Source organism: Bacillus sp. COPE52, assembly GCF_003355115.1.
In the GTDB taxonomy this organism is placed as follows: Bacteria; Bacillota; Bacilli; order Bacillales; family Bacillaceae_G; genus Bacillus_A; species Bacillus_A toyonensis.
Genome location: NZ_CP031292.1, coordinates 4,152,609 through 4,169,022, shown reverse-complemented (window position 1 = coordinate 4,169,022; position 16,414 = coordinate 4,152,609). Strand labels below are relative to the sequence as shown.

The 16,414-nt window shown below is 36.5% G+C and carries 16 protein-coding genes; 1 reads left to right on the top strand and 15 read right to left on the bottom strand.

Annotation, left to right across the window (positions count from 1 at the left end; translation table 11 throughout):
* Positions 1 to 4 precede the first annotated feature (4 nt).
* The 7 genes from DPQ31_RS20900 to DPQ31_RS20870 all read right to left on the bottom strand — a co-directional run bounded on the left by DPQ31_RS20900 (position 5) and on the right by DPQ31_RS20870 (position 7,820).
* Positions 5 to 952 (bottom strand): ABC transporter substrate-binding protein, encoded by a 948-nt coding sequence (locus DPQ31_RS20900; RefSeq protein WP_000748487.1) that lies wholly within the window; start codon positions 950 to 952, stop codon positions 5 to 7.
* Between the two features lie 158 nt (positions 953 to 1,110).
* A complete protein-coding gene (locus tag DPQ31_RS20895; RefSeq protein ID WP_033657341.1) occupies positions 1,111 to 1,338 on the bottom strand; it encodes a YrhC family protein in 228 nt (75 codons plus the stop codon).
* A gap of 123 nt (positions 1,339 to 1,461) precedes the next feature.
* Positions 1,462 to 4,068 carry a bifunctional acetaldehyde-CoA/alcohol dehydrogenase gene (gene adhE, locus DPQ31_RS20890; RefSeq protein ID WP_208730950.1) on the bottom strand — a complete coding sequence of 869 codons (2,607 nt, stop codon included), beginning with the start codon at positions 4,066 to 4,068 and terminating at the stop codon, positions 1,462 to 1,464.
* 260 nt (positions 4,069 to 4,328) lie between these two features.
* Positions 4,329 to 5,462: a bifunctional cystathionine gamma-lyase/homocysteine desulfhydrase gene (locus DPQ31_RS20885; RefSeq protein WP_001201921.1), complete on the bottom strand. Its 1,134-nt coding sequence runs from the start codon at positions 5,460 to 5,462 to the stop codon at positions 4,329 to 4,331.
* 3 nt (positions 5,463 to 5,465) lie between these two features.
* On the bottom strand, positions 5,466 to 6,389 hold the full coding sequence (locus DPQ31_RS20880; protein ID WP_097958118.1) for an O-acetylserine dependent cystathionine beta-synthase: 924 nt from the start codon (positions 6,387 to 6,389) through the stop codon (positions 5,466 to 5,468).
* An 82-nt stretch (positions 6,390 to 6,471) separates the two neighbouring features.
* Positions 6,472 to 7,167, bottom strand: coding sequence for a 5'-methylthioadenosine/S-adenosylhomocysteine nucleosidase (mtnN, locus tag DPQ31_RS20875; protein ID WP_001217044.1), 696 nt, complete (start codon positions 7,165 to 7,167; stop codon positions 6,472 to 6,474).
* A gap of 14 nt (positions 7,168 to 7,181) precedes the next feature.
* Positions 7,182 to 7,820 (bottom strand): class I SAM-dependent DNA methyltransferase, encoded by a 639-nt coding sequence (locus DPQ31_RS20870; RefSeq protein WP_000536326.1) that lies wholly within the window; start codon positions 7,818 to 7,820, stop codon positions 7,182 to 7,184.
* Between the two features lie 136 nt (positions 7,821 to 7,956).
* Here DPQ31_RS20870 and DPQ31_RS20865 point away from each other — a divergent pair, with 136 nt between their 5' ends.
* Entirely contained in the window at positions 7,957 to 8,172 is a 216-nt protein-coding gene (locus DPQ31_RS20865; RefSeq protein WP_000010979.1) for a YrzA family protein, read from the top strand.
* Positions 8,173 to 8,206: 34 nt separating this feature from the next.
* On the opposite strand, the gene DPQ31_RS20860 is transcribed toward DPQ31_RS20865, so the two are convergent.
* The 8 genes from DPQ31_RS20860 to mltG all read right to left on the bottom strand — a co-directional run bounded on the left by DPQ31_RS20860 (position 8,207) and on the right by mltG (position 16,378).
* The gene (locus DPQ31_RS20860) at positions 8,207 to 8,857 is read right to left on the bottom strand and encodes a YrrS family protein (RefSeq protein ID WP_000897105.1); all 651 of its coding nucleotides are present in this window, start codon (positions 8,855 to 8,857) and stop codon (positions 8,207 to 8,209) included.
* Positions 8,858 to 8,973: 116 nt separating this feature from the next.
* Positions 8,974 to 10,728 carry a peptidoglycan D,D-transpeptidase FtsI family protein gene (locus DPQ31_RS20855; protein WP_098710854.1) on the bottom strand — a complete coding sequence of 585 codons (1,755 nt, stop codon included), beginning with the start codon at positions 10,726 to 10,728 and terminating at the stop codon, positions 8,974 to 8,976.
* Between the two features lie 91 nt (positions 10,729 to 10,819).
* Positions 10,820 to 11,296, bottom strand: a complete 477-nt coding sequence (greA, locus tag DPQ31_RS20850; protein WP_000102593.1) for a transcription elongation factor GreA — start codon at positions 11,294 to 11,296, stop codon at positions 10,820 to 10,822.
* 274 nt (positions 11,297 to 11,570) lie between these two features.
* The gene (udk, locus tag DPQ31_RS20845) at positions 11,571 to 12,209 is read right to left on the bottom strand and encodes a uridine kinase (RefSeq protein ID WP_000537080.1); all 639 of its coding nucleotides are present in this window, start codon (positions 12,207 to 12,209) and stop codon (positions 11,571 to 11,573) included.
* A 17-nt stretch (positions 12,210 to 12,226) separates the two neighbouring features.
* Positions 12,227 to 13,507 (bottom strand): peptidase U32 family protein, encoded by a 1,281-nt coding sequence (locus DPQ31_RS20840; protein ID WP_000217960.1) that lies wholly within the window; start codon positions 13,505 to 13,507, stop codon positions 12,227 to 12,229.
* An 18-nt stretch (positions 13,508 to 13,525) separates the two neighbouring features.
* Positions 13,526 to 14,455, bottom strand: a complete 930-nt coding sequence (locus tag DPQ31_RS20835) for a peptidase U32 family protein (RefSeq protein ID WP_000742797.1) — start codon at positions 14,453 to 14,455, stop codon at positions 13,526 to 13,528.
* A gap of 7 nt (positions 14,456 to 14,462) precedes the next feature.
* Entirely contained in the window at positions 14,463 to 15,104 is a 642-nt protein-coding gene (locus tag DPQ31_RS20830; RefSeq protein ID WP_000389100.1) for an O-methyltransferase, read from the bottom strand.
* A 203-nt stretch (positions 15,105 to 15,307) separates the two neighbouring features.
* Positions 15,308 to 16,378, bottom strand: coding sequence for an endolytic transglycosylase MltG (mltG, locus tag DPQ31_RS20825; RefSeq protein ID WP_000572128.1), 1,071 nt, complete (start codon positions 16,376 to 16,378; stop codon positions 15,308 to 15,310).
* Positions 16,379 to 16,414 lie beyond the last annotated feature (36 nt).

Here is a 16,414-nt window from a genome sequence, read left to right as displayed (position 1 = left end):
CTTATCATTTCCTTACATCTTGTATACTTTTATACATAAAGTCCATAGCTTCTGTTACTTTTGTTCCAGGATTTGATCCAAATAAGTCTGGTGGTAAAATAACTACACGATTTTGTTTTACTGCATCTAAATTTTTCCACGCTTCATTTTTCATCATTTCGCCTTCAAATGCTTTTTTCACGCTATTCGGGTCTCCGTGTGTAATTAAATAAATTACATCTGGATTCGCCTCAATAATACGTTCTACACTTAGCTGTGCATATTGCGGATATTCTTTCATTTCTGGAAAACCAGCTGCAATATTTTTTCCGCCCGTTTTCTCTAAAATGTCACCTGACAGAGATGTTGGTAATGCTGCTAAATAAGTTCCTGGTGCTCCATACACTAGCAATGCTTTCACATCACTCTTTTTCTCATATTTCTTCATTTGATCATTCATTTTTTGATTCAGTTCTTTTGCTTTATCTTCTTTCTTCATTACTGCTCCGTATATTTCAATATTCTTTTGAATATCTTGTACAGAATTTGCAGTAGAAATGACTACTTTCGTCCCTTGACCTTCAACCGTTGGAACATTCTTTTGGAATCCATTGTTAGCAACAAGTACATCTGGCTTTAAGCTAGCAATTTGCTCAAAATTCGGCTGATGTGCATTCCCAATTACTTGCGCTTTCTTTAACTCCTCCGGAAGAGTTAATTTCGTATCTGGACGACCTATAATCTTTCCGCCTAAAGCATGAATAATATCCATATCACCCATACTTAATGTTGCAAAGCTCTCTGGTGTTTTATCGAATGTTACCTTTCTTCCCGATAGGTCGGTAATTTCGATTTTTTCTTTTCCTTTTTCTGTTTTGGTTGCAGATGCTTTGTCGTTTCCCTTTGCATTGCAACCTATTAATAAGAAAAAAACAGATAAAATCGCTGTAAATAGCGTAATAGACTTTTTCATTCTTCCACCTCTAACTGATAATGATAATCATTAACTACTATTCCACTTTAATTGATAAAGATTATCATTGTCAACAAAAACGCATACATTTTCTTCAAAAAAAAACAAAAAGCGCTACAAAAAGATCCTTTCTTTTTGTAGCGCTCTATTTAATACTATTACTCACATTCATTTTCCTCCAACTGGTCACGCATCACTTTTACACGCTGAAAGAAAAAGAACGATAAACTTAAAAATATAACGATGCTCCCCATCATAACAAAAAATTGTATCGTTTCTTTTGCTCCATTCGGAATCAATAAGCCAACCATTAACAATGTGCTTACAGCGAGAAGGATCTGTCCGAACCGAGTATAATCTTCTATTTTCCCTTGTAATTCTTTCATCATATTCTCACTCCTCCATTTCACTGTATCATATTCTATGAAACTGAAAGACAAGAAAATGCAGCCATTCGGGGAGATGTTTTCCAAAAGAAAAAGAGCCGCTTAATTGCGACTCTTTCCTATCTATTCCACACCTTTATATGCTTCCATATAAATTTCTTTCAACTCTGAAATGAGCGGTAATTTCGGATTAGCTGTTGTACATTGGTCTTCAAAAGCCCGTTCTGCTAATACTCCAACAACCTCTTCAAATTTCTCTTTATCGACTCCTTGCCCCATAATACTCATATTAATATTCAAGCTTTTTCCAAGCTCAATAATTGCTTGGACAAGTGATTCCACCCCTTCTGCTGCCGAACTTGCTGGAAGCCCGAGCATTCTCGCTATATGTGCATATCTTTCATCTGCCACAAAGTACTCATATTTTGGGAACAATGCGTGTTTTCTTGGCTTAATAGCATTATAGCGGACTACGTGCGGCATTAGAATGGCATTTGCGCGTCCGTGCGGAATATGGAATTCTGGTCCAATCTTATGTGCTAAGCTGTGATTAATACCGAGGAAAGCATTTGCAAATGCCATCCCTGCAATTGCAGAAGCGTTATGCATTTTTTCTCTTGCTTCTTCATCATTTCCATCTTTGTATGCTCTCGGTAAATATTTGAATACGAGATCAATAGCTTTTAATGCTAATCCATCTGTATAGTCATTTGCCATAACAGACACATACGCCTCAATTGCATGTGTTAAAACATCCATACCAGTATCTGCTGTTACATGTGGTGGTACTGTCATTACAAATTGCGGATCAACAATCGCTACATCTGGTGTTAATTCATAATCTGCAAGCGGATACTTTATATTATTTTTCTTATCTGTAATAACCGCAAATGGTGTCACTTCTGACCCTGTTCCTGATGTTGTTGGAATGGCAACAAACTGCGCTTTATTTCCTAATTCCGGATATTTACATGTACGTTTTCTTATATCTAAAAATTTCTGTTTAATGCCATAGAATGATGTTTCTGGATGCTCATAGAATAACCACATCCCTTTTGCCGCATCCATAGCTGAACCGCCACCAAGTGCAATAATTACATCAGGCTTAAAGCTTCTCATCATTTCCGCACCTTTAAAAACAGTTTCATCTGACGGATCTGGCTCGACCTCAAAGAACACTTCAACTTTCACATCATTTGCATGCTTACGTAAATAGTGCGTAACTGTGTCTACATAGCCGTGCTCAACCATTCCTGGATCCGTTACAATAAATGCGCGTGAAATGTTAGGCATATTTGCTAAATACGCCGTAGCATGTTTTTCAAAATAAATTTTTGGTGGCAACTTGAACCACTGCATATTCTTTTTTCTATTTGCCAGCCTTTTTATATTTAATAAATGAGTCGCTGTTACGTTTTGAGAAACTGAGTTTTTCCCGTATGAACCACAACCAAGTGTAAGCGATGGAATAAACCCATTATATATGTCACCTATTCCGCCTTGTGATGAAGGTGCATTTACAATAAGACGGCAAGCTTTCATACGTAAACCAAATTGTTTTTGTACTTCTTTATTTGTAGAATGAATGACTGCTGAATGCCCTAAACCTCCAAGATTCAACATTTCTTCGCAATATGTAAATCCTTCTTCTAATGAATTCGCTTTTACACAAGCTAATACTGGGCTCAGTTTCTCACGAGATAGTGGATACGCTGCCCCAATTCCTTTAATTTCAGCTACAAGTATTTTTGTATGTTCAGGCACAGTCATCCCAACTAATTCGGCAATATACTGTGCAGATTTCCCTACAATATCACTATTTACTGCACATGTATTTTCATTTATAACGAGCTTTTCTAATTTCTTTCTCTCTTCCTCTGTTACAAAGTAACAATTATTTGCAATCATTTCTGTTTTAACATCATCATAAATTTCTTTATCGATAATGATTGCCTGTTCCGATGCACAAATCATACCGTTATCAAATGTTTTCGATAAAATTAAATCATTAGCAGCTCGTTTTACATGTGCTGATTTCTCTATATAACACGGTACATTACCAGGACCTACACCTAGTGCTGGTTTACCAGTAGAATAAGCCGATTTCACCATACCAGCGCCTCCAGTTGCTAGAACGAGTGCGACACCATCATGGTTCATTAATTGTTTCGTTGCTTCGACAGATGGTCTTTCAATCCATTGAATACAATGCTTTGGCGCACCCGCCTTCACCGCTGCATCATATACTGTTTTGGCCGCTGCAACGGAACAATTTTGTGCAGAAGGATGAAATGCGAAAATAATTGGATTTCTCGTTTTTATCGCGATTAATGCTTTAAACATTGTTGTTGACGTTGGATTCGTTACTGGCGTTACTCCAGCTACTACACCGACTGGTTCCGCAATTTCTATTATTTCTTCATGAGGATCTTCATGAATAACTCCTACCGTTTTATCTTGCTTTATACTATGCCAAATATATTCAGTGGCAAAAATATTTTTTATGCATTTGTCTTCATAGACACCACGGCCTGTTTCTTCAACAGCCAATTTTGCAAGCGACATATGTTGATCAACACCTGCTAGTGCCATTTCATGAACAATGTTGTCAATCTGTTCTTGTGTAAAACTTTCTAATGCTTGTAAAGCTTCTTGACCGTTATTTACTAACGTATCAATCATCTCTTTTACCCCTTGCATTTCATTTACAACTTTCTCTTTGACTACCATGTAAATTTCCTCCTATTCTGTTATCACGGTCTTTATAAGTCCCTATAGGTCATAATAAGTCCCGATTAGCGAAAAAAAATAGAGTTACCGTCCTACATGAATCCCATTGTTTGTGAAATGTTTCACAAGTTTATTCGTGAATAACATTTCATGAATTCAATATACATGAAATCATTTCATTTGTATATGTCTAATTTGTGAAATATTTCACAAATTAACATAATAAAAATGCACTGCTCCACATTAGCAGTGCATTTTTATTATGCTAGCGCTTGTGCTAAATCTTCAATTAAATCTTCACCATCTTCAATTCCAACAGAGATACGAATTAATGTATCTGTAATTCCTAATTCTTTACGACGATCTGCTGGGATTGATGCATGTGTCATTTGAGATGGGATAGAAATTAAACTTTCGACTGCTCCTAGGCTTTCAGCAAGTGTAAAGTATTGCAGTTTCTCAAGTACTTTATTTAATGTTTCCTCACTATCTACATCAAATGAGATGATAGCACCAAATCCGTTTGCTTGTTCTGTTGCTAATTCATGGTTTTGATGTGATTCAAGGCCTGGATAATACACTTTATTTACTTTTGGATGATTATTTAAGAATTCAGCAATTGCGCGTGAATTCGTTTCATGTTCTTCCATACGAATTCCTAACGTTTTTAAACCGCGAAGTAGTAAAAAGCTATCTTGTGGTCCAAGAATACCTCCCGTTGAGTTTTGTACAAAGTGAAGGTCTTCTGCTAGTTGTGGGCTATTTACCACTACTAGACCTGCAACTACGTCACTATGACCTCCTAAATATTTCGTTGCACTATGAAGTACAATGTCTGCTCCTAAAGAAATCGGCGACTGCCAATATGGCGTCATGAATGTATTATCAATAATTGTTAATAAATCTTTCTCTTTAGCAAGAGTAGATATTTTCTTAATATCAGTAATTTTTAGTAGTGGATTCGTTGGTGTTTCCACATAGATCGCTTTCGTATTTGGACGAATTGCTTCTACAACTTCCTCTAAGTTTGTTGTATCTACAAATGTATGCTCAATACCGAAGCGGTTTAATACTTTCGTAATAACACGATACGTTCCCCCATAAACATCATCTGTTAAAATAACGTGATCACCTTTTGAGAACAACATAATTGTTGCTGTAATAGCAGCCATTCCCGAACCAAATGCAAATCCAGCATGACCGTTTTCTAATACGGCAATCATTTCTTCTAAAGCTGCTCGTGTTGGGTTGCCTGTACGTGAATATTCATATCCTTGATGCTTACCAACTGCTTCTTGTTTATACGTACTTGTTTGATAAATCGGTACGTTTACAGATCCAGTTGAAGGTTCTCCTATGCGAATACCATGAATTAACTTTGTCTTTGCTCTCATTTTTTATTCCCATCCTTTGTATATGTCTTTACTTAAATAGCGCTCACTACTATCAGGAAAAATCGTTACAATATTTGTACCTGGTGTTGCTTTCTCTGCCTCCAGTAAACTTGCATGAAATGCTGCTCCTGAAGAGCTCCCAACTAAAAGTCCTTCTTTTTGCGCTAATTCTTTTACTCGTAAAAATGCATTTCGATCAGAAATCGTATGAATTTCATCAAAATAAGATGTTTTCAAAAATGGTGGAATAAATTCAAGACCAATTCCTTCTGTTTCATGTGAACCAGCTTTACCACCATTTAAAATAGATCCTTCTGGTTCTACAATAACTGTTTTAATATCTATATTTTTTTCTTTCAAATAAGATGCAGTTCCCATGAATGTACCGCCGGTTCCTGCTCCAGCAACAAATATGTTAATCTCTCCATTCAATGCATTCCAAAGTTCAGGACCTAATGTTTTGAAATAAGCACGTGGGTTTGCTTCATTCGCAAACTGACTTGGAGAGTATGAATTCGGTATTTCATTTACTAACTCTTTTGCTTTTGCAATTGCTCCGGTCATTCCTTGCTCAGTCGGTGTATGCACGACTGTTGCGCCTAGCGCTTTCATTAATTCTTGTTTCTCAATACTAAATTTCTCTGGTACACAAACAATAACGCGTAAATCATGTTCTAACGCTGCAAGTGCCAGTCCAATACCAGTATTCCCAGCAGTCGGTTCAATAATTGTTCCACCCTGCGTGACAAGCCCTTTTTCTAGTGCGTCTTCGATTAATTCTCTTCCTAAACGATCCTTAACGCTTCCACCTGGGTTATAAAATTCAAGCTTCGCAAATAAACGGACCCCTTCTGGAAGTGAAAACCGAGTAACTTCTACAATTGGTGTATGACCAATTAACTCATGAACTCCACGATATACATTCATCGTGTTCTCCCCCTTATTTGCCAATAAAGAAAAGGCAACTGTATGTATTTTCTTTATATGAGACAGTTGCCTTTTTGTTACATTACTTTAACTCTTCTAGTACTTTTACGATAAAGTTTGTAGAATGAAGGGCTGCTTGATCTAAAAATTGATCAAATGAAACATTTGATTCTTTACCAGCAATATCGGAAAGTGCGCGGATGATAACAAACGGAACTTCGTATTGGTGGCACACTTGTGCAACAGCTGCCGCTTCCATTTCTACTGCATAAAGATTTTCAAATTTATCACGAATTGCTGCAACGCGGTTCGGATCACTCATAAATGAATCACCTGTTGCAATCATACCTTTTACAACTTGAATATTCTCTTCAGCTTGCATACATTTCTCAGCTAATGCAACTAACGCCTCATCAGCTTTAAATCCAGGCGGCATTCCTGGTACTTGGCCATATTCATAGTTAAATGCTGTTACATCTACGTCATGGTGACGAACTTCTGTTGAAATAACTACATCTCCAACATTTAGAGAATGATGGAATCCACCAGCTGAACCAGTATTAATTACTTTTTCAGGCTTATATTTTTCTAATAAAATTGTCGTTGACATCGCTGCATTTACTTTACCAATACCAGACTTTAACAAGATTACTTCATGTCCTGCTAATAGTCCTTTCGTAAATTCACAACCCGCAACCGTTTCTGTTTTTGCTTGTTCTAATTTGTCACGTAAAATACGTACTTCTTCTTCCATTGCTCCAATTACAGCAATTCTCAATCTAATCCCTCTTTCTATTGCTTAGTTGCCTCCATTACCCAAACGAAATGATTTAATCTCGTAAACGTTACATGGAAGCCATTGTTTTCAAATATAGTCTGCATGATCGGAATACGTGTATAGTATTCCGTTTGCAAATCGTTTGCTAACTGGTGAAAACCTCTTTGTTTTGCTGTTTCAACAGTTTTATCATATGCATCTTGATCTGCAAATATCGTATCAGCAAACACTATTTTACCACCTTTGTTTAGCAATTGACTATACTTCGCAACAGCTACATTTTTTTCATCATCTGTTAAATGATGAAATGCATAGGTGCTTACAATGGTATCAACTGAATTCGGAACTTCAAACGAAAGAAAATCACCTTCTGTAATAGAAAATTCCTTTGGCAATTTCTCTTTTGCAATCATGCGCATTTCACGCGACGGTTCTATACCGTAAACTGTACGACCGGCAAGTAATAATTTATTTGTTAAATTGCCAGTACCAACACCAAATTCTAATACGTTACCAAATGACTTGTTAACTACATCCTCTAAAATGTCCTCATAATGGGCGAAAACTTCTTTATATTGTATATCTTCGCCTTGTACGAATGAGTCGTACGTATGAGCCCACTCATCAAATAAACCATTAAATTCTGTGCCCATAAAAATTCCCCTTTTTCTTATCGGTTTTATCAGTATGATATTCCCTCTTTCTAAAAATGTCAATTGAAATGCACATGGTATTTCCTTCTTTTCTTTGTTACACTGTAGTTGATTACATAGGAGAGGGGGCATCTTCATGTCATTTACCTTTGAAATGTTAGAAGATAAAATAGAATTTTTTGAAGCGGGAGACTTAGCTTCCTTAGAAAGAAAAATTAGTGAACAAATTGATAATAATAAAGCACTTATGCTTGAAGTTCATCACATCTCGCATCAAATGGTTATGGATCCTGAAAGCAAAAGACCGTATTACAGCGCGGTTGTTCATTTTAAATTAAAGAAATTACGCTAACTAAAAAAGAGAAGCTCCTAGGAGCTTCTCTTTTTTAGTTTAGAGTTTGAACAAGCACTGGTTTCCAGCCCTCATTCTCTACCCAATCAATATTTACATAATATTTTTTACCTGATTGCTTATCTTGTACGTTGCCGTAAGCTTTATTCTTACCGTTATTTCCGATTCTATGAATAACCAATTGCTCTACCGGAACGTCGATTGCAGCGGAAATCGCTTGATTCATCTCATTCCAATCTGCTGTACCTTTGTTAAACGTCATCGCAGGTGTTGCACCTTGCTCTGTACCTACTGGCTTCCAAGAAGGTTTCGTATAAGCATCTGTTGCCTTTGGCTGTGTTTTTTCAGCTGCCACTTTCTCATTAGCTTTCGCTTCTTCTTCAGCTTTTTGCTTTTCTTCTTCAGCCTTTTGCTTCTCTTCTTCTTCCTTCTTCTTAGCCTCTGCCTTCTCTTGTTCGTCCTTCTTCGTCTCTTCTTTACCTTTAGCTTTCTCAGCTTTATTTTCTTTTGTTGTTTGCTGAGCTACCTTTTTATCATTAGAAGACGCTTGCTCTTTTGTGTCAGGAACGAACAATTGATATGCTACAATAGCTACTGCCACTAATACAATAGCGATTGCAATATTTAAAACACCGTTTTGACGACGTTTTTGTTGTTTCTGTTGGAATCTAGATCCTCCTGCCATTCTTCAAACCTCCATGCAGTTTTTCATACTTGCTATTGTAACATTAAATCTAGAAAGGTTGAACATTTACAATAATATTTTCATGAAATGAAAACATTTCACTATGAATTGCAAGATTACTTTTCATTCTCTAATCGATGGATTTCTTCTACGATATCTTTGAAAATGGATGTGACTTTATTTACACTGCTGTCCGTTTCTATATCAACGACAACTAAAGCATATCTTGGATTTTCATATGGAAAATAACCTGCAAACCAGCGATTGACCTTCATCCCTTTTCCTGTTTGTGCTGTCCCAGATTTTCCAGCAACACTTAGTGGCAACGACCTGAATGCTGCTCCTGTTCCTTTCTCTGTTATTACAACGCCTCTTAATAACTCTTGTAATGTTTTTACTGTTTCATAAGAAAGCTGTTTTCCATTTAATTTATGGTTTTCAAATGTAAAAAAGTCACTTCCATTTTTATACACTATTTTTTTAACAGCTTTCACTTCCATTTTTTCTCCATTCCTAGCAATCGTCGCCATCATATTAGCGATTGCTAGAGGTGATATACGTACATCTTTCTGTCCAATTGCTGTTTGCGCTACCGCTTTTTTACTAGTCTTATTTTCCTCACTCCCCCAGATAATAGCACTCTTCTCCTCTGGCATTTGCTCGAAACGCGATGTATGAAATACCGAACCGTTCCAACCAACCTTTCCAACTGCTCCTAAAGCCGCTACGTACGTTTCTAACACCATCTTATCCTTTTGTATTAGCTCGTTACCTAACTGTGAGAATGCCCTGTTACAGCTTCTAGCAAAGCTCCCTTTAAAACTAAGTGTTCCCATCAAAACTTGTGGGTCGTTTTCACCATATAAATCTTTATTACAATTAAATGTGCGATTCAATACATTTATATTTTGATCAATCGCTGCCGTTGCAACTACTGTTTTAAAAACAGAACCAGGAAAATGCGGTGTTAACATTTGATTTTCAAGTGTAGCTTTATATAATCTTTCGTTTTTAACCTGTAAAGATGGTTTGCTAACCATCGCTAGTATTTCATTTGTTTTTACATCAAGTAATACTAATCCCCCCTTCTTTATTTCACTTTTTTCAATTGTCTCTTCAGCTTTTTGCTGCAACTCTTTATGTAAAGTAGTTTGAATTGTAACTGGATAAAATGGATTTCCTGGCGAAGTGTATTTCGCCTGTTTTCCAAAAATCGGTTCTCCTTGCCGGTCCACTTGATACAATACTTTTGCCTCTCCATCAGTTAATAAAAATTCATCAAAAGATTGCTGTAATCCCGAAATACCAATTGGCGTTTGTTTTGAAATTTTTTCTACTTCTCCATATCGCTTTTGGAATTCTCGTTCATTCTCCCCCACTTCACCCACTAAATGATTTGTCCCTCCAGTTTGTTTTAATCGAACTTCAGCCGCTACAATGCCCAATACATTTAATTGATTAATCTTCTCCATCTGCTCTCGTACTAAAGGAAATGGCTCATTTCCTCTTTGGAGTATAAATGCATTTTTTTTATCTTTCATTTGTATTTTGATCTCTTGTCTCGACACACCAATGATATGCGCAATTTTCTTTAACATGTCATTTTTTATTTGTAAAAAAGGAAAAATAATTAAAACTGGGTATTTCTCTTCACCAATTTCTTTATCATTCCGATCTGTAAAATGTCCTCTTCCATTATCTACTGTAAGTGATTGTGTTCGTTGCGTAACGCTTCTTTCGATTAAATTAATATTTCGATCAGTAAAAGATTCAGTATCTATAATCTGTATTTGGAGTAAACGACAAAGTAATAAAAACATCACACATATAAAACAAATTAAAGCAACTGTAATTCTCCGTCTTATTTTCATAAAAAAACACCTCGTCTATTATAGTTTGGACGAGGTGTTTAACCTTTTATACAAATAAAAAAACCACTCGTTTTTACACGAGTGATTTTTATTATTTAACAGAGATAATCTCTACTTGCATTTCTCCGCCTGGCGTTTGAATTGCTACCTTCTCACCAATTTGCTTACCTAATAAGCTCTTTGCGATTGGAGAATCGTTAGAAATTCTTCCTTCGAATGGGTCAGCTTCCGCGCTACCGACGATTGTGTAAGCTTCTTCATCTCCATTTGGTAATTCTTTAAATGTTACTGTTTTACCTAATGTAACGACAGTAGATTCTTCGCCATTATCTTCGATGATAACTGCGTTACGAATCATGTTTTCTAATTGTGTAATACGTCCTTCTACGAACGCTTGCTCATCTTTCGCTGCATCGTACTCAGAGTTCTCAGAAAGATCGCCGAAGCTACGCGCGATTTTAATACGCTCTACTACTTCTTTACGTCTTACTGTTTTTAATTGCTCAACTTCGTTCTCTAATTTTTGCTTACCCTCTTGCGTCATAGGGTATGTTTTTTCTGTTGACATATTTTCCACTCCTTTTATATACCAATCCCCCGAAAAAAGAGGAGTTCCATATGAAAACTCCTCCGCTTCCATTGTTAGCGGAGGTTTCTAGTACCCTTGCACTAGCGGAGTTGTCACATACAACCCCGTATTTCCAATTCTTCTTTTAAAGAAGATATGTATGGAAAGTTGATATAAATATGCCCTCACCTATATATAGATGAGGTTGCATGCTTCATTGTATTCGATAGGAAGGGAAAAAATCCCTTCCTATCGTATATCTTTTACTATGCTATTACAAATTTACTTTTTGTTCAAGAATTGTTGCAATTTTTGTCACCATAATATCAATTGCAACATGGTTTTGTCCACCTTCAGGGATAATAATATCCGCAAATTTCTTAGAAGGCTCAATAAATTGATTGTGCATTGGACGCACAACAGTTACGTATTGATCAATAACTGAATCCATCGTACGACCGCGCTCTTTAATATCACGCTGCATGCGGCGCAGGATACGAAGATCTGCATCTGTATCAACGAATAACTTAATGTCCATCAACTCACAAAGACGTGGGTCTTCTAAAATAAGAATTCCTTCTAAAATGATTACATCTTTCGGCTCAACTGGAATAATTTCTTCTGAACGCGTATGCAATGTATAGTCATATACAGGCTTATCAATTTGCTCATATGCAAGCAACTGCTGCAAATGTTCAATTAACAGATCATTATCAAACGCAAGCGGATGATCATAATTTGTTTTTAAACGCTCTTCCATCGGTAAATGGCTTTGATCTTTGTAATAATAATCTTGCTCCAAGATTAAAATGGAATGACCTTTAAAATGGTCAAAAATCGCTTTCGTTACACTTGTTTTTCCTGATCCTGAACCACCAGCGATTCCAATTACAACAGGCTTATTCGTCCCCATTCGACTACCACTCTTTCTTATTGAAGTATGTTTTTGCGCATCATATTATTCACATACACTGGTTGATCCACTTTGAATTTCACGATTTGCAACGGATGTCTCGCTGCATCTAATTCGTTTCCATCCTCATCCCAAATTTTCTCCACCGTCTGCGTAAAGTTTTCTATTTCTGGTCCAAAGAACTCCACTTCATGTCCTGGTTTGAAGTGATTACGTTGCTCAAGCGTTACGATGCCCGTTTCTTCATTATAATCTAACACTAAACCAGCAAAATCATACGTTGTTTTCTTACTATGATTTCCAAACATTTGCTCTTGATGTCCTGGAACCCCTTCAAAGAATGCAGGAGCTGTATCACGATTTGCACATTTATCAAGCTCATCTAACCATTCTTGTTTAAACTCAAAGTTATCCGGATCCGCACAATACGCATCAATTACTTTGCGATATACAGTTGCTACAGTCGCTACGTAATGGATAGATTTCATACGTCCTTCAACTTTTAAGCTATCAATTCCAATTTCAATCATTTTCGGAATTGACAAGATTAAATTTAAATCTTTTGGACTCATCGCAAAGTGAGCATCTTCTTCTTGGAATAAAGGAAGCTCTTTTGCATCTTTATGTTGTGATACCGTTTGAACTAAGTCATAGTCCCAGCGACAAGATTGACAACAACCACCACGGTTAGAGTCACGCGCTGTCATATGGTTACTTAATGTACATCTTCCTGAATATGCGATACACATTGCACCATGGACGAATGCTTCAATTTCAATGTCCACTTTGTCTTTAATTTCTTTCATTTCTTCATAGCTTGCTTCACGAGCTAATACAAGACGATGTAAACCTTCTTCTTTCCAATACTGTGCTGCTTTCCAGTTGGATAGCGATTGTTGTGTACTTAAATGCACCTCAACAGAAGGCGCTACACGTTTACACGTCTCAATAATAAGCGGATCTGCAACGATAATTCCCGTTACACCAGCTTTTTCAATCCCTTTTAAATATTCCTCTAGCCCGTCCATATTTTCATTATGTGCGAAAATATTTGTTGTTACGTATATTTTCGCTCCATATTTCTTTGCAAATTCAACGCCTTCTGCCATATCTTCTAGCGTAAAGTTACCTGCATTAGAACGAAGACCAAATTCTTGTCCACCTAAATATACAGCATCTGCCCCATAATGGATAGCTACTTTTAATTTTTCTAAGTTACCCGCAGGGATTAACAGTTCAGGTTTCTTCACAATAACGCGCTTGCCATCGATCACTCGTGAAATTTCTTGTACAGTCATTTCCTACACCCTCCTCGTTTAGTAAACCGTTTCTTTAAAGAAGAATCCTGTATCTAATGGACGATTTACTGGTTGCATTTCTTCTATTTCTTTATATAGATCATCTTTCACGTCATAATACGCATCACGATCTTCCACACACAAATCAATCGCTTGACGATATTTCTTCGTTACTTCAATAATGTATTCAGAGCTTTTTAGTACACCATCGATTTTTAAGCTATCAACTTCAGCCTCAATTAGTTCCTCTAATTCATCGATGAAACAAATATCATTCGGACTCATAATGTGAGTACCATTTTCATCTTCATAAATTGGATATTTATTGTTACGCTCTGGGTCATACAAGAACATATTCTCTTCATATTTTTTCTTTTCAATGTCAAGATTACGTCCTTGATACTCAAAGTAGTTTCCTACTAACGAACGCTTCGATTGGAACATACAAGTCATACCGTGAATTTGCACTTCAAGTTCCACTTCAGCATTTTCTTTTAAATCAACAATTTCATCTAAGCTAAGCTCACGAGCTAATACAGCACGCTTCGCTCCTCTTTGACCCCAGTAGTTACAAGTGAACCAATTTGTTGCTGTCGTTTCTGTATTCCAGTGCAGTTGCATATTTGGTGCTACTTCACGAACAGCCATTAATACCGCTGGATCTCCGAAGACAATTGCATCTACATGTACTTCGTTTAAAAATGCAACGTAATCTGTTAATTCTTCTACTTTATCATTATGGAACATAGCATTCATTGCTACGTATACTTTCACACCATTTTCATGTGCAATTTTAACAGATTTTTTTACATCTTCACGTGAAAATTCCCCTGCTAAACGTAAACCAAACTTTTGTTCACCGATCATTACTGCATCTGCTCCTGCTTTCGCAAGAGGTTCGATATCCGCCACCGCTCTTGGCGTTACTAACAATTCAGGTTTCTTCATACCTTGGTCATCCTCTCTTTTTACTAACAGCTACTCCATCTCCAATTGGGAAAATCGTTGTATCATATCCTTCATGGTTCATAAGCCATTCATTGTACGTCTTAATACGACGGATTAAACCACGTGTACGTCTATTTTCAATTTTCTCTTTTGTCGTTACAAGACCATGGTACATAACATTATCTGAAATAATTACGCCACCAGGGTTTAATAACGGTTCATATAAGTCAAAAAAGCGACGATATTGTCCTTTTGCTGCATCAATAAAAATAACGTCAAATGTTCCGTGTTCTTTTACTTGTTCACCCGTCTCTAACGCATCACCGTATATAACTGAAATACGTTCTTTTACTGGGGAACGTTCTATATATTCAAGTGCTTTTTCATATCGTTCACGATTGCGCTCAACTGTCACAATGCGTGAATTTGGAATAGCTTGCATCATACGAATACTAGAATAGCCAATTGCTGTACCAAGCTCTAAAATGCTTTTCGGTCCAATTAAACGTAAAAATTGCAGCATAAATTCCATTCCAAGTCGATCCATAATCGGCACATGATTTTCTGTTGCATATTCTTCCATTTCAAGAATTAATTTATCTTTTGGATCAATAAATGATAATAGGTACTCGTTAACTGCATCCTCCATAAATGGTCCTCCTTATTTACATGGAGAAGTGCCTCTATGACGTCTTTTCACACATAGAATGCAATAAAAATACAAGCCAGCTTTACCCTTAGCTTGTACGTCCCGTTTTGATATTAAAAACGATTCTTCTGCCAGTTTTTAACCCGATATATTTTACCACAAAAAAGAGGGATGTGCGACCTTTTTCGCTATCCCTCCCCATTTCACTGTTTTTTCGTAATATATTTTTGCTTTAATGCATTATGCTCTTCTAATGTTTTCGCATAGTACACTTCACCACTTGGTGCAGCTAAGAAATAATAATAATCTGTTTGCGCAGGTTCTAACGCAGCTTCCACTGAATGTTTACCAGAGTTCGCAATCGGTCCAACTGGTAATCCTTTTACAACATACGTATTATACGGTGAATTCACCTTTAAATCCTCGTATAATACACGTTGCTTATGCTTTCCAAGCGCGTATAATACCGTTGGATCTGTTTGAAGGGGCATACCTTTTGCTAAGCGATTATAAAAAACACTAGAAATCTTTTGGCGATCTGTAAAACCAGTCGCCTCTTCTTCAATCAGTGAAGACAATGTTAAAAGCTGATGAACATCCCAGTTCTTCGCTTTCATTTTCGCCTCGTTTTGAACAATGATTGCATTTGTTTTCTCAAGCATTGGAATTACGATTTCTTCTAACGTTGTATCTTTCTTATAGAACGAATACGTCGCAGGATATAAATACCCTTCTAATGGATATTTAATATTACTATCAAAGATTTTATCCGTTAATAACTTCGGATACTTTTGCTGCATTTTTTGAATAAATGCTTTATCGTTTAATTGACGCGTAACATCATCTTTATTCCACTTTAATTCACTCGCAACCGTTTCTGCAATTTCAGTTACTTGCGCTCCTTCTTTTATCGTCACTTTATACAGAGCTGGACGATGTACATTACCAGATGACATTTGTTCAATGACATCTGAGGCACTCATTGAAGGATTTAATAAATATGTACCAGCTTGTAAGTTTTTTGATTTAGCCTTTGTATAAAAGCTAAAAACTGTACCGTTTTTCACAGCACCCTTTTCTTCTAAAATTTCACCAATTTTACTAGTAGATGATCCTTTCGGAATTTCTACTTCAATCTCTTTTTTATTCCCGCTATCAACTGGTCCTAATGCCGATGAAATATACGCATAGACTGAACCACAAACTAAAAGCAGTGCAATAATCGAAAATAAAAAAATGCGTCTACGCTTCTTTTTCACTTGATTCTCTATCAAAACTCTTCCTCCTTATTCAATTGTAGGCCATATGTA

Coding starts and splice junctions, on each gene's coding strand:
- DPQ31_RS20835 (WP_000742797.1), bottom strand. CDS start 14,455: ATGAAGAAACCTGAATTGTTAGTAACGCCAAGAGCGGTGGCGGATATC.
- DPQ31_RS20860 (WP_000897105.1), bottom strand. CDS start 8,857: ATGGCAGGAGGATCTAGATTCCAACAGAAACAACAAAAACGTCGTCAA.
- DPQ31_RS20830 (WP_000389100.1), bottom strand. CDS start 15,104: ATGGAGGATGCAGTTAACGAGTACCTATTATCATTTATTGATCCAAAA.
- DPQ31_RS20840 (WP_000217960.1), bottom strand. CDS start 13,507: ATGACTGTACAAGAAATTTCACGAGTGATCGATGGCAAGCGCGTTATT.
- DPQ31_RS20870 (WP_000536326.1), bottom strand. CDS start 7,820: ATGGGCACAGAATTTAATGGTTTATTTGATGAGTGGGCTCATACGTAC.
- greA (WP_000102593.1), bottom strand. CDS start 11,296: ATGTCAACAGAAAAAACATACCCTATGACGCAAGAGGGTAAGCAAAAA.
- DPQ31_RS20900 (WP_000748487.1), bottom strand. CDS start 952: ATGAAAAAGTCTATTACGCTATTTACAGCGATTTTATCTGTTTTTTTC.
- DPQ31_RS20885 (WP_001201921.1), bottom strand. CDS start 5,462: ATGAGAGCAAAGACAAAGTTAATTCATGGTATTCGCATAGGAGAACCT.
- adhE (WP_208730950.1), bottom strand. CDS start 4,068: ATGGTAGTCAAAGAGAAAGTTGTAAATGAAATGCAAGGGGTAAAAGAG.
- udk (WP_000537080.1), bottom strand. CDS start 12,209: ATGGGGACGAATAAGCCTGTTGTAATTGGAATCGCTGGTGGTTCAGGA.
- DPQ31_RS20865 (WP_000010979.1), top strand. CDS start 7,957: ATGTCATTTACCTTTGAAATGTTAGAAGATAAAATAGAATTTTTTGAA.
- DPQ31_RS20855 (WP_098710854.1), bottom strand. CDS start 10,728: ATGAAAATAAGACGGAGAATTACAGTTGCTTTAATTTGTTTTATATGT.
- DPQ31_RS20880 (WP_097958118.1), bottom strand. CDS start 6,389: ATGAATGTATATCGTGGAGTTCATGAGTTAATTGGTCATACACCAATT.
- DPQ31_RS20895 (WP_033657341.1), bottom strand. CDS start 1,338: ATGAAAGAATTACAAGGGAAAATAGAAGATTATACTCGGTTCGGACAG.